A 12,548-nucleotide genomic window follows, 5' to 3' on the forward strand; every position below is an offset into this window, starting at 1 on the left:
GATAAACGTGATAAATACAACTTTACTGCTTATTCAGAGTCAATTGGTACGAAATTATATAGTTCATCATTATATTTCGATAATGTCGATGTGGAAATACCGTATTTTGTCGCCATTTCCTTTTTTGTGATTTTATTGTCTAATGCCACATGGAATGAATATTCAATTGCTGCTGCAAGCGCTGCACAGTTTTTAAATGCATAGTCTTGCTTGAACGCCATTTCGCCAAGCGCAAACCAGGTACTTAAAATTTGTGCGACTTCTATCTTAATCGCGCCATTGGTTTCGACGATTAATTCGGCCACCTGCATAAAGCGCATGAATGCCATTTCTTCTTTGCTCGCCTTGTTAAACTCATAGTCTAATGCGTAGGCTAAGCTTAACTTTTCGAGAGCTGAAAAATTTGGCACATTCAGTAATGTAGGATGTGCGACAATTTCCTGCTTATGCGCAGAACGCTTCAATAAAAACAGACCAAACAGTCGGCTCGATTCATGTTCATCCGATAACTGACGGATAATAAATTCACGGTGGTTTTCCGCTGAATTACGTAAGCGTCCATCCTCGCCTTTTATCCAAGGTTCTAAGCCTTCTTTTGAAGGGTCCATTTTAATAAGCGTTTGCCATGATTCGTTGGCAATTTGTTCATGCCCTGAAAAATAGGCGGACTGTGCAAGCCAAAAATAAAAGCCTGTGTCACCCTCATAGCCGCGCTTACTCATCGAGCGTAACCATTTATACGCCTGTTCATATTCACCAACAAGTGCGAATGTCGCCCCTAATTTGTAGCGGTTATCCCAATCGTATGGCTGAATTTTCACGAGTAATGCGAGTAAACTTTCGAGCTCTTCTATATTTTTATCATAATAAGCAAATACCGCTAAATTACAGAGGGCATGTAAGTTGCCTTTGTTTTCACGCAGTACTTTATATAATAACGCGCGGGCCTGTTCTGCCTCGCCGATATAAAAGTAAGCAAGCGCTAAATTATTATAGGCATTCCATAGATCTGGAAATTCCTCAATTGTTTGCTCTAATACTTCAATCGCCTGTTGAAAGTCACCTTTTTCCATTAAACGACGCGCCTTTTCCTGCGCAACAATTTTTGCCCCTTCAAATTCATCCATGTCCTCGATATCTTCTGCTACAAAATCAACAAAATCTAAAATCTCTGCAGCATCTTCAAGATAAGCACCATTTGGCTCCATTTCTAAATACTTTGCCGCGTATTTTTGCGCATCTGCGATATGCCCGATACAACCTGACACTTCTGCTAGCATGAACACCATTTCCGCCTCGTTCGGTTCCATGCTGTATGCCGTGTGAATAAGCTCATACGCATGATCAAAGTTTTGTAATTCCATTTCTAAAATGCCATATTGTAGTAACACGTGCGCGTCATCTGGGCTTAACTCAGCCGCGCGCTTAATATACTTATACGCTTTATCCATTTCATCACGATCTATTGCTTTTAATGCTTTATTGTAATAATAATCACCATTCGGAACAAACGACACGACATTTGTAGCTTTTTCTTTTAAACGTTTATTTTCCAATAAAATTCCTCCGAGTCATTTTCCGTTCGCTTTTTATATATGAAAGTTTATTTTGTTTTTACACAAAGAAATAAGGAACGAGCATAATGTCGTCCCTTAATTCATTCCTATTATTATAGCATATTCACATCTAATGTCATAAAGCGAAACTTTAAGCAATGGGAATTTCCCTTCCCTCATTATTAGTGCATGGAGCTACTTTGGATTTCACGGATTATTTTTGTGGTTTTTTACCTTCATGACGTTTTTGTAGCACATCTAATACTTCATAAACATCTACTTTTTGTTCTTGTAGTAACACTAATAAGTGATACATTAAATCCGCTGCTTCCCATTTCACTTCTTCTGCGTCACGGTTTTTCGCGCCGATTACAACTTCTGTTGCTTCTTCGCCGACTTTTTTACAAATTTTATCGATGCCTTTTTCGAATAAGTACGTTGTATACGCACCTTCTGGCATATCAATTTCGCGTTGTTTAATGACGTTTGCAAGTTCTGGTAAAATGCCAACAGAGCCTGGGCGTTCGTTGTCTACAAGTGTTTCTGTAAAGCATGATGTTGTGCCGTTGTGGCAAGCTGGACCCGCTGGAACGACCTCAATAACCAATGCATCTTGATCGCAGTCCGCTTTAATTGACACCACTTTTTGCGTGTTGCCACTTGTTGCGCCTTTGTGCCACAGTTCATTACGTGAACGTGAGAAGAACCATGTTTCGTTTGTTTCAATTGTTTTTTGTAAAGATTCTGCGTTCATGTAAGCTACTGTTAATACTTCTTTTGATTGTGCGTCTTGGATTACTGCAGGAATTAATCCTTGCTCATTAAATTTTACGTTCATCGGACTTGGACCCCTTTTTGTTGTAAGTAGCTTTTCACTTCAGCTACGCTCGTTTCTTTATAGTGGAAAATACTCGCAGCCAGTGCGGCATCTGTATCAACATCTTGTAGTACTTCACGGAAATGCTCAGCGTTACCAGCACCGCCACTTGCAATGACTGGTACGGTTACAGCTTCACGTACCGCTTTTGTTAAGGCTAAATCAAAGCCTGATTTTTCACCATCTTGGTTCATGGACGTCAGTAAAATTTCACCCGCGCCAAGTCGAACTGCTTCTTTTGCCCATTCAATTACCTGCCACTCTGTCTTATTACGGCCACCATGCGTGTACACCATCCATGTGCCATCTTCTTCAGAAAAACGTGCATCAATCGCACACACGATACATTGTGCGCCGAAATAATCTGAGCCTTCTTTAATAAGCTCCGGGCGCTCTAATGCGGATGTGTTCACTGATACTTTATCAGCACCTGCACGCAAAATTCGCTTCATGTCATCTAATGTGCGAATCCCACCACCTACTGTGAATGGAATCGCGAGTGCAGATGCGGTTTGACGTACAACATCGACCATTGTTTCGCGGCCTTCATGAGATGCAGAAATATCTAAAAATACGAGTTCATCTGCCCCTTGCTCGTCATAAAACTTCGCAAGTTCAACTGGGTCACCTGCATCGCGTAATTCAACAAACTGGATCCCTTTTACTACGCGACCTTCTTTTACGTCAAGGCATGGAATAATTCGTTTTGTTAACATACACTCATGACTCCCTTCGCCCACGCTGTTAGTAAATGCACGCCAAACTGACCCGATTTTTCTGGGTGGAACTGCATGCCGGTAAAGTTATTTTTCGCCACAATCCCAGGTACTTCTACGTTTTCATAATCCGCATACGCGACAAGCTCTTCCTTGTTCATAGCACTCGCATAAAATGAATGCACAAAGTACACATGACGTGCTTCTGGTAATGCTTGCTCGTTTAACCAATTTGGTGTTTGCTGCAGCTCTAAGTTGTTCCAGCCCATGTGCGGGATACGTGACACCCCTTCAAAGCGCTGGATACGACCTGTGAAAATGCCTAACCCTTTTGTCGGTGTTACTTCATCGCTTTCTTCAAATAACAGCTGCATGCCTAAGCAAATACCTAATAGCGGCTTGTTTGTTGTTTTAATAAAGTCGATTAAATCCGTCTCTGCTAAACGTTTCATCGCATCGGGAAATGCGCCAACGCCTGGTAATACGAGCGCATCAACTGCTTGTAGCTGTGCTTTATCACTTGTGACAATCACTTGTGCATCCAGCTTTTTTAATGCTTGCTCGACGCTAAATAGATTGCCCATACCGTAATCAATTACGCCAATCTTCACGTTAACAGCCCCTTCGTTGATGGCACGCCTTTTACGCGCGGGTCAATTTGAACAGCATCATCTAATGCACGTGCTAATGCTTTAAAGATTGCTTCGATAATATGATGTGTATTGTGACCATATGGCACGATGACATGTAAGTTAATGCGTGCTTCAAGCGCAAACTTCCACAAAAATTCATGCACTAATTCCGTATCAAAATTGCCGACCTTCGCATTTAATGACGGTGTGATGCGGTATTCTAAATGTGGACGGTTTGAGCAATCGACCACAACTTGCGCTAATGCATCATCCATTGGAACAAAAGCATTGCCGTAGCGTTTAATGCCCTTTTTATCGCCTAATGCTTCACGGAATACTTGTCCTAATACGATCCCGATATCCTCTGTAGTATGGTGATCATCAATCCATATGTCACCATTGGCAATAATTTTCCCATCAAATAAACCGTGCTTAATAAATAGGTCTAGCATATGGTCCATAAAGCCAACGCCCGTTTTAATTTCAGCTTGGCCTGTCCCATCTAAGTTTAGTTCCACTGCAATTTTTGTTTCATTCGTATTTCGTTCAATTTTCGCAAAGCGCATGTTATTCGTCTCCTTTAATCCAGCCGCGTGATTCTACTGCACGTGCATGACCTTCTAAACCTTCAAGACGTGCTAGGCGGGCAATTTTTGGCGCATTTTGTTGCCATGTTTTTTCGCTATAATACACAACGCTCGTGCGCTTAATGAAATCATCGACATTTAAGCCACTTGCAAAGCGTGCTGTTGAATTTGTTGGTAATACGTGGTTTGTTCCTGCAAAGTAGTCGCCCACTGGTTCTGAGCTATAGCGACCAATGAAAATCGCGCCAGCATGCGTAATCATTTCAGAAACTTCTTCTGCATTTTCTGTTACGACTTCTAAGTGCTCTGGTGCTAATGAATTGACTGCAGCAACCGCTTGTTCAATTGATTCTGCTACATATATTTGACCGAAGTTTTCAATTGCTTTACGTGCAATCGCTTCACGCGGTAATTTTTTTAACTGAATTTCAACTTGCTCTGCAACCTCGTCGGCTAAATCATCGCTCGTGGTAATGAGTACCGCACAAGCTAATGCATCGTGCTCTGCTTGTGATAACAAGTCGGCTGCGATTTCGTCCGCATATGCCGTTTCATCGGCTAACACACAAATTTCAGAAGGACCAGCAATCATATCAATCGCCACTTCTCCGAACACCTCACGCTTCGCTAATGCAACGAAGATATTGCCTGGGCCGGTAATTTTATCAACCGCTGCAATTGTTTCTGTGCCGTATGCTAATGCGGCAATGGCCTGTGCACCGCCTGCTTTATAAATTTCCGTTACCCCTAAAATATGTGCTGCTACAAGTACTGCATCTGGAAGCTTGCCGTCTTTTCCGGCAGGTGATGTAATAACGATTCGTTTTACGCCTGCAACTTGTGCTGGAATAACGTTCATTAATACCGAAGATGGATAAGCCGCCGAGCCACCTGGTACATAAAGACCTACTGCATCAAGCGCGGTAATACGCTGTGCTAAATAAGAGCCATCTTGAAGTGGTAACTGGAAACCATTACGCTTTTGTTCATTATGATAAAGACGGATATTGTCCGCTGCTTCTTGTAAATCTTGTACTAATTGTGGGTCGAAATGATTCACAGCCTCTGTGATTTCATGCATGGACACACGCAAGTTTTCTGGTGCGAAGCCGTCCCATTTTTCACTATAGTATTTAATCGCCGCATCACCTTTCGCACGAACGTCTGCAATGACTTCACGTACGGTTTGTAATTGCTGCTCGTTGCCTTGCTCAAGCTGGCGTTTTAACGAAATCTCACTTGTTAATGCTGTAATTTTCATATCGAAGCACCTCTTATTTCACACATTTTTTTAAGCGTGTTACTAAATCTTGAATACGCTCACTCTTCATGCGGTAGCTCACTGGATTGGCGATTAAGCGGGATGACACTTCCGCAATACGCTCATATTCGACTAAGCCGTTTTCCTTTAATGTTCGACCTGTTGAGACAATATCAACAATACGATCTGCTAGGCCAATCATTGGCGCAAGCTCAATAGAACCGTTTAGTTCAATAATTTCAACCTGCTCGCCAATACCTTTATAATATTTCATCGCAATCGTTGGATATTTTGTCGCGATACGTGGTGCGATTTCGTTCATTGTCGTGTTTGGTAAACCAGCTGATGCGATGTAGCATTCACTGATTTTTAAATCAAGTAGCTCATGTACCGTACGCGCTTGTTCGAGTAACACGTCTTTTCCGGCAATGCCGATATCGGCGACACCATGCTCCACATAAACTGGTACGTCCATTGGTTTTGCTAAAATGAAGCGAATTTGTTCTTCTGGAATTTCAATCATTAATTTACGAGACATCTCGACTTCTTCAGGAAGGTTAAAGCCTGCCTCTTGTAACATCACATATGCTTCTTCAAATATGCGTCCTTTTGGCATCGCAATCGTTAACGGTTTCATGCTTATGCCTCCCTGCTTTTAAATTCATTGATTACTTTATAATGGGCCTTAAGTGCATTCACATCTTCAATACCTTCATAGGCTTGGAATGTCACAAGATTTCCCTGTTCACGAAGTGCTATTACTTGTGCTAACGCTTCTGTGAAACGTTCCGCTGCGAATAAAACAAGCACTTCGTTATTTTTAATTTCGATTTTCGGCATCGCTTCGAATACACGGTCCACGCGTAAGCCAAAGCCCGTTGCTCCGACTTTCGAACCGAAATGCTCTAGTAAGCCGTCATAGCGTCCACCGTTACCTAATGGGAATCCGCTGCCTGTTGCGAACACTTCAAATAGCATGCCTGTGTAATAGCTCATATGGCTTGATAATGTAAAATCAAACGCGATGTATGATTCATAACCGGCCGCATCTAAAATACGCCCTAGGTTACGCATATATTCAAGTGCATCATTTTTACGTACATATTTTTCGATTGCTTCAATGGAAGGTAAGCTAATTGCTTCATCTATGTAAGCAAGTAAGGCATCCGATTTTGTTTTTGGTAAATCAAATGCAAGTACTGCTTCTTCAAAGCCTACGTAATTGCGCTTTACAAGTAGCTCATTTAATTGCTGCGCTTGCTCTTCGCTTTCGGTGTAATCCTTTAAAATACAGCTCAGTACACCGGCATGACCGATTGTTACTTTAAAATCTTCAATATTGTAGACTTTGATTAAATCAATCGCCGTCATAATGACTTCTGCATCCGCATAAACACTTGCATCGCCGATTAACTCAATACCCATTTGATCGAACTCTGCAGGGCTTCCACCTTCACGCTGTTGTGCGCGGAAAACGTTCGCAAAATACGCTAAGCGTTGTGGAATTTTTTCTTTTAATAATTTTGATGTTGCGACACGCGCAATCGGAGTTGTCATATCTGGTCGTAGGACAAGGGTGTTGCCTTGGCTGTCGACTAATTTAAATAATCGTGCATCTGAAATAGCCGATGCTTTACCAACTGTATCGTAATACTCGACAGATGGCGTTTTAATAAATTCATAGCCACGCGCACGTAAAAGCTCGCGACCCGACGTTCGAATTTGCTCTAATTTTTCGTAAATATTGGGAAATGTATCGCGCATCCCAAGGGGTTTTTCAAACATTTTTATCGATGACATTTTGACACATCCTAAACTCTTAATAATAGTTCTGTTTCCGAAATATCACTTTACTACGCTAGAGTGATGAATTACTAATGTATGAAAGTATTTTACTGCTATAATGCATTATCGTCAACCTATTCTTAATAGAAACATTACATTTAATTTTCTGACATATCATTTTATTATACATCACTTTGTTAATCATTTAGATACGACCAGTTAAATTGTGCGCTATTGTTAGAACTTTTTTACATGAAAAAAGCAAAACCTCCATTTTCAAGGTTTTGCTTTTTCGTTATTCATTGTGCCAAATGGGTTGGTCGTTACGTTTTCGTTCCGCCATTTGCTCTGCTGTAAAAATAATACGCATCGGGTTACCGCCTGCCATTGCTCCAGCGGGTACGTCTTTATGAACAAGCGTTGCAGCCGATACAATGGCGCCGTCTCCGATTTTCACACCTGGTAAAATGGTCGAATTCGCACCAATCATCACCTGACTGCCAATTTCAACATCGCCTAAACGATATTCTTCAATCAAATATTCATGCGCTAAAATCGTTGTGTTAAAGCCGATAATTGTATTATCACCTACTGAAATGCGCTCAGGGAACATCGAATCAGGCATAACCATTAACGCCAATGAGGTTTGCTTACCAATCTTCATCTTTAAAAAAGTACGATACATCCAATTTTTCATCTTTAAAAATGGTGTAATACGGCCGATTTGAATAACCGTGAAGCACTTCATAATTTTCCAAAACGAAACCGTCTCATATACATTCCATAATGAATTCGCGCCTTGCACGCGGTAACGCTCGGTTCTTCTCATCGCTTATTCCCCTTTCACAATGTTAAGTAAATCACGCATATGATGCAGCATGTAGGTTGGCTCGTAACGGTTTAAATAGTCGACGCCTTTTACTGACCATGCGACACCTGCTGTACGCACACCTGCATTTTTCCCACCTTCAATATCATGCGAATTGTCGCCAATCATGATGGCTTGTTCTTTTGATACGCCTAGCTTTTCAAGTGCCAATAATACCGGTTCTGGATGTGGCTTTACATGCTCGACATCATCCGCGCCGACAATGACTTCAAATAAATGTGTGGCTTTTAATATGTTTAAGCCGCGCGCTAAGCCCTCACTACTTTTTGTCGACACAATGGCTAGCTTGATACCCATTGCATGAAGTTCTTCTAGTGTTTCCAGGACCGCGTCATAGCCCGTTACAAGTGCATCGTGATTTGCCGCGTTCCATTCTTTGTACTTCGCAATCATCGCTTCGGTTTCACCTGGTGTTATTTCGTCAAATGTTTGCTCTAATGACGGACCAATGAATTGTAAGCAGTCTTGTGTCGAATATTTTCCGGGAAATTTTTCGTCAAAAATCTGCATAAATGTTTGAACGATTAACTCATTCGTGTTGAGTAGCGTTCCATCAAAATCAAATAACAGCGCTGTCGTTTTCATTATTTACCTCTTTCTTGTTCATCACTACAGGTTAGGGATGATAAATTTTAATAAATAGAATAGGTCCTTGAAATCGAACCCGTTCTACTACGCTACGGGGAAACGCGTTGAAGCGAGTTGCTTTTGAGCCCGCGTCCATTGTACTGCGTTCTGGGGCAGGCTTTCCGGGCGGCGTGGCTCCAACTAATTTTTGATGCCTCTTACGGCGGCATCAAAAGTGGATTTTCCGCGCACGCTTAATCGCCAAGGAGTCCGCCCCTGCACTCCGCACAACTCTTTTCGTTGAAGCGAATGTGTTGGTCAACTCGCGATAGCGCAAGCGGCTTGATATTGCGCTCTTAACTTAATAAAGAATTCTACCTTCTTTTTTAAAAAACCGTTCGCATCAACTGCAAACGGTCTCCTCACTTATTTCTTTTTGTTTTGCTTTTTCTTTGCTGCTGGTTTTGTTCCAGGATCTTTATCTAAATAACGCACAGCGGGTTTCACATTCATACGGCGGTAGATGATACAAATTAAACCGATCGCAAATCCAAGAATCGACACGACTTGTGCTGAACGTAAATCGCCCACTAAGTATAAGCTGTCGGTACGTAATCCTTCGATGAAGAATCGGCCGAACGAATACCACATTAAATAGAAGAAGAACATTTCCCCGCGGCGCCAATTCCACTTGCGCGCGAACAATAAAATAACAAAGCCAATAATATTCCATAACGACTCATATAAAAATGTTGGATGCACATATGTACCATCTTCTTTAATGTACATTTGCTCGATAATCCAGTTTGGTAAAAATAGATTTTCTAAAAACGTACGACTTACCGGACCACCATAGGCCTCTTGGTTCACAAAGTTGCCCCAACGGCCGATAATTTGCCCGATTAAAATACTTGGTGCGGCAATATCCGCTAAGTGTAAAAAGCTTGTTTTGCGTTTTTTTGTAAATAGATACGCCACAATAAACGCACCAATTAACGCACCATGAATGGCAATCCCACCATTCCAAATTTCAATAATGCGTCCTGGATTCTGACTGTAATAATCCCACTTCATCGTCACGTAATAAATACGCGCACTTAAAATCGAAATCGGTACGGCCCAAATTAATAAATCGGCAATATATTCCGAATCATACCCGTGACGCATGGATTCACGCTGTGCTAAAAAGTAGGCAAGTACAATTCCTAATCCGATTAAAATCCCATACCAGTTCACTGGAATCGGTCCTAAGTGAAAGGCCACTGGGTTAATTGCTAAAACTACTGATGACATAATATTCTCCCTTCAACTCGTTCTCGTTTTAGAACTTAAAAATCATCCATTTCATCGCCTGCAACGAGCATATCATCTAAACGACGCGAAAATTCCTCAGCTGCATTAACACCCATCTTTTTCAGACGATAATTCATCGCAGCTACTTCAATGATTACCGAGACATTTCGACCAGGCTGGATAGGAATTGTCAGCTTCGTCACTTCGGTATCGATAATTTTCATTTTTTCCTCATCTAATCCTAGACGATCATAAAAGCGTTCAGGATCCCAGTTTTCCAGTTCGACGATTAATGTAATCCGTTTAAATGGACGAATCGCACTTGCGCCAAATAACGTCATAATATCAATGATGCCAATACCACGAATTTCAAGCAGGTGCTCCAATAGTGGCGGGGCATTCCCTATTAACATATTTTCGCCCTCTTGACGAATTTCGACGCTATCATCTGCAACAAGACGATGCCCTTTTTTTACAAGTTCTAGTGCCGTTTCACTTTTTCCAACGCCACTTTTCCCCATAATCAGCACACCAATACCGTACACATCTACAAGAACTCCGTGCATCGCTGTTGTTGGTGCTAGCTTACCTTCTAAATAGTTTGTTAAACGGCTGGAAAAACGTGTTGTCGTTTGATTTGAAACAAGAACGGGCACATGATTTTCATTCGATGCCTCAATTAATTCCTGTGGTACTTCCAAGCCACGCGAAATAATAATCGCCGGTGTTTCATCTGAACATAGACGATTCATACGACTAATCTTTTCTTCTTTCGGGAGCATTTCAAAAAATGAAAGCTCGGTTTTGCCTAATAGTTGGACTCGATTGGCTGGGTAATGTGTAAAATAACCGGCCATTTCCAGTCCAGGACGTGAAATATCACTTGTTGAAATATAGCGTCCAATACCTTCTTCTCCGCTCACTAACTCCAGCTGGAATTTTTCCATGACATCTTTTGTAATTACTTGAATCATAAATTTGGTAAGCTCCCATCTTTATTACATCTCATGTGTATTTTAACATGGAAAAAACAATTGCTATAGATTACAGCTCTAATTTTTTGAATTTAAAAACGATGAAGCACATGTGCTCCATCGTTCTCATTTGTAAATTATTTCAATCCTGCTAAATAGCCAGCTGCTGCTTCGGCTTCTGCTCCCTTTAGTAAACCTGGAGGCATGCGATCCTTACCGTTTAAAATAATGTCTAAAATTTCTTCTTCAGAGTACTTAGCCCCTAATTTATCTAGTGCTGGCGCGTTACCACCTTGCAATTGACCACCGTGGCACGTTGCACAAGATTGTTGTACAATTTTTTTTCCGTCTAGCTCTGCTGTTTCTCCAGTTGATGAAGAATCGTCTCCGCCACCACATGCTGCTAAAAATAGTGCTGAACCTAATACAATCGTTGAAAGTAAGCTTTTTTTCATTCAGAAACCCCTCCAAATTGAAACATTTGTCTATCTATTCCATAGTATAACAAATTTATGCTCGTTTGAAACCTTCACCCAACACCTCATAAGCATCTGAAACGATGACAAATGCTTGTGGGTCAACGTCTTTTAGCACTTGTTTCAGCTTTGTGAACTCTGTTTGGTACACAACGACCATCAATACAGGACGATCCTCTCCTGTATAACCACCGATTGCCGGTAGCTTGGTAATCCCGCGGTTTACTTCTTTATAGATGGCATCACGTACTTCAATTTCCTTTTGCGTAATAATATATACCATTTTCGACTGACTAAAACCAAGCTGCACGATATCAATCGTTTTTGTCGTGACATAAAGACCGATTAACGCATACAGCCCTTTTTCTATATCAAAGACAATGGCCGCACTCACGGCGATAATTCCGTCAATTAACAGAACACTTGTCCCGAGCGTAAGCCCCGTGTACTTCGTAATAATTTGTGCTAACAAGTCCGTACCGCCCGTAGAAGCGTTCCCTTTAAACACTAGACCAATACCAAAGCCGACAACGATCCCGCCAAAAATAGCGCCAAGCAGTGGATTTAACGTCCACGGCTCCCAATCACCCGTTAAAATAACGAATAACGGTAGCGCTAATGTACCAACTAAAGACTTCACACCAAATTTTTTACCTAGTACAAATACACCGGCAATAAATAATGGAATATTAAACGCATATTGCACAAGCCCAGCATTCCAGCCAAACATCCCGTGCAAAATCGTACTAATTCCGCTCACACCGCCTGAAGCGACTTGGTTCGGAAATAAAAACACATTAAAGCCAAGTGCAATGACCGCCGCACCAACAATAACAAATATATATTCCTGTATGACATGTTTTACTGAATTACGCGATTGATACGCTGTTTTTCCCATGAAAATCCTCACTTCTTTTCCAAATTCCATTGAATTA

14 protein-coding genes are annotated in these 12,548 nt (G+C 41.4%); all 14 read right to left on the reverse strand.

The window, feature by feature from the left end; all coding sequences use genetic code 11:
* Positions 1–29: 29 nt before the first annotated feature.
* Positions 30–1,556 carry a tetratricopeptide repeat protein gene (locus NSQ62_RS17355; RefSeq protein WP_341321336.1) on the reverse strand — a complete coding sequence of 509 codons (1,527 nt, stop codon included), beginning with the start codon at positions 1,554–1,556 and terminating at the stop codon, positions 30–32.
* A 214-nt stretch (positions 1,557–1,770) separates the two neighbouring features.
* Positions 1,771–2,394 carry a bifunctional phosphoribosyl-AMP cyclohydrolase/phosphoribosyl-ATP diphosphatase HisIE gene (gene hisIE, locus NSQ62_RS17360; protein WP_341321337.1) on the reverse strand — a complete coding sequence of 208 codons (624 nt, stop codon included), beginning with the start codon at positions 2,392–2,394 and terminating at the stop codon, positions 1,771–1,773.
* Positions 2,391–3,149: an imidazole glycerol phosphate synthase subunit HisF gene (gene hisF / locus NSQ62_RS17365; RefSeq protein ID WP_341321338.1), complete on the reverse strand. Its 759-nt coding sequence runs from the start codon at positions 3,147–3,149 to the stop codon at positions 2,391–2,393. Before hisF ends, hisIE begins: the two co-directional genes overlap by 4 nt.
* Positions 3,143–3,760 (reverse strand): imidazole glycerol phosphate synthase subunit HisH, encoded by a 618-nt coding sequence (hisH, locus tag NSQ62_RS17370; protein ID WP_341321339.1) that lies wholly within the window; start codon positions 3,758–3,760, stop codon positions 3,143–3,145. The genes hisF and hisH overlap by 7 nt, the downstream gene beginning before the upstream one ends.
* Complete coding sequence (gene hisB / locus NSQ62_RS17375; protein WP_341321340.1) at positions 3,757–4,347, reverse strand: imidazoleglycerol-phosphate dehydratase HisB; 591 nt, start codon at positions 4,345–4,347, stop codon at positions 3,757–3,759. The genes hisH and hisB overlap by 4 nt, the downstream gene beginning before the upstream one ends.
* A gap of 1 nt (position 4,348) precedes the next feature.
* On the reverse strand, positions 4,349–5,629 hold the full coding sequence (gene hisD, locus NSQ62_RS17380; RefSeq protein WP_341321341.1) for a histidinol dehydrogenase: 1,281 nt from the start codon (positions 5,627–5,629) through the stop codon (positions 4,349–4,351).
* A 13-nt stretch (positions 5,630–5,642) separates the two neighbouring features.
* On the reverse strand, positions 5,643–6,266 hold the full coding sequence (hisG, locus tag NSQ62_RS17385; protein ID WP_341321342.1) for an ATP phosphoribosyltransferase: 624 nt from the start codon (positions 6,264–6,266) through the stop codon (positions 5,643–5,645).
* Positions 6,267–6,268: 2 nt separating this feature from the next.
* Positions 6,269–7,429 carry an ATP phosphoribosyltransferase regulatory subunit gene (locus NSQ62_RS17390; RefSeq protein WP_341321343.1) on the reverse strand — a complete coding sequence of 387 codons (1,161 nt, stop codon included), beginning with the start codon at positions 7,427–7,429 and terminating at the stop codon, positions 6,269–6,271.
* A 280-nt stretch (positions 7,430–7,709) separates the two neighbouring features.
* On the reverse strand, positions 7,710–8,243 hold the full coding sequence (locus NSQ62_RS17395) for an acyltransferase (protein ID WP_341321344.1): 534 nt from the start codon (positions 8,241–8,243) through the stop codon (positions 7,710–7,712).
* Positions 8,244–8,246: 3 nt separating this feature from the next.
* On the reverse strand, positions 8,247–8,888 hold the full coding sequence (gene ppaX, locus NSQ62_RS17400) for a pyrophosphatase PpaX (RefSeq protein ID WP_341321345.1): 642 nt from the start codon (positions 8,886–8,888) through the stop codon (positions 8,247–8,249).
* Positions 8,889–9,296: 408 nt separating this feature from the next.
* Positions 9,297–10,163, reverse strand: coding sequence for a prolipoprotein diacylglyceryl transferase (gene lgt, locus NSQ62_RS17405; RefSeq protein ID WP_341321346.1), 867 nt, complete (start codon positions 10,161–10,163; stop codon positions 9,297–9,299).
* Between the two features lie 35 nt (positions 10,164–10,198).
* Positions 10,199–11,137 carry an HPr(Ser) kinase/phosphatase gene (hprK, locus tag NSQ62_RS17410; protein ID WP_341321347.1) on the reverse strand — a complete coding sequence of 313 codons (939 nt, stop codon included), beginning with the start codon at positions 11,135–11,137 and terminating at the stop codon, positions 10,199–10,201.
* A 137-nt stretch (positions 11,138–11,274) separates the two neighbouring features.
* On the reverse strand, positions 11,275–11,592 hold the full coding sequence (gene cccB, locus NSQ62_RS17415; RefSeq protein WP_341321348.1) for a cytochrome c551: 318 nt from the start codon (positions 11,590–11,592) through the stop codon (positions 11,275–11,277).
* Between the two features lie 55 nt (positions 11,593–11,647).
* Positions 11,648–12,511, reverse strand: a complete 864-nt coding sequence (locus NSQ62_RS17420; RefSeq protein ID WP_341321349.1) for a YitT family protein — start codon at positions 12,509–12,511, stop codon at positions 11,648–11,650.
* Between the last annotated feature and the right edge of the window lie 37 nt (positions 12,512–12,548).

The sequence above is a fragment of the Solibacillus sp. FSL H8-0523 genome (assembly GCF_038051985.1).
Taxonomy (GTDB): domain Bacteria; phylum Bacillota; class Bacilli; order Bacillales_A; family Planococcaceae; genus Solibacillus.

Excerpts from the sequence above, each read along its gene's own strand:
- hisIE (WP_341321337.1), bottom strand. The coding sequence starts at position 2,394 with ATGAACGTAAAATTTAATGAGCAAGGATTAATTCCTGCAGTAATCCAA.
- hisF (WP_341321338.1), bottom strand. The coding sequence starts at position 3,149 with ATGTTAACAAAACGAATTATTCCATGCCTTGACGTAAAAGAAGGTCGC.
- hisB (WP_341321340.1), bottom strand. The coding sequence starts at position 4,347 with ATGCGCTTTGCGAAAATTGAACGAAATACGAATGAAACAAAAATTGCA.
- hisD (WP_341321341.1), bottom strand. The coding sequence starts at position 5,629 with ATGAAAATTACAGCATTAACAAGTGAGATTTCGTTAAAACGCCAGCTT.
- hisG (WP_341321342.1), bottom strand. The coding sequence starts at position 6,266 with ATGAAACCGTTAACGATTGCGATGCCAAAAGGACGCATATTTGAAGAA.
- NSQ62_RS17390 (WP_341321343.1), bottom strand. The coding sequence starts at position 7,429 with ATGTCATCGATAAAAATGTTTGAAAAACCCCTTGGGATGCGCGATACA.
- NSQ62_RS17395 (WP_341321344.1), bottom strand. The coding sequence starts at position 8,243 with ATGAGAAGAACCGAGCGTTACCGCGTGCAAGGCGCGAATTCATTATGG.
- ppaX (WP_341321345.1), bottom strand. The coding sequence starts at position 8,888 with ATGAAAACGACAGCGCTGTTATTTGATTTTGATGGAACGCTACTCAAC.
- lgt (WP_341321346.1), bottom strand. The coding sequence starts at position 10,163 with ATGTCATCAGTAGTTTTAGCAATTAACCCAGTGGCCTTTCACTTAGGA.
- hprK (WP_341321347.1), bottom strand. The coding sequence starts at position 11,137 with ATGATTCAAGTAATTACAAAAGATGTCATGGAAAAATTCCAGCTGGAG.
- cccB (WP_341321348.1), bottom strand. The coding sequence starts at position 11,592 with ATGAAAAAAAGCTTACTTTCAACGATTGTATTAGGTTCAGCACTATTT.
- NSQ62_RS17420 (WP_341321349.1), bottom strand. The coding sequence starts at position 12,511 with ATGGGAAAAACAGCGTATCAATCGCGTAATTCAGTAAAACATGTCATA.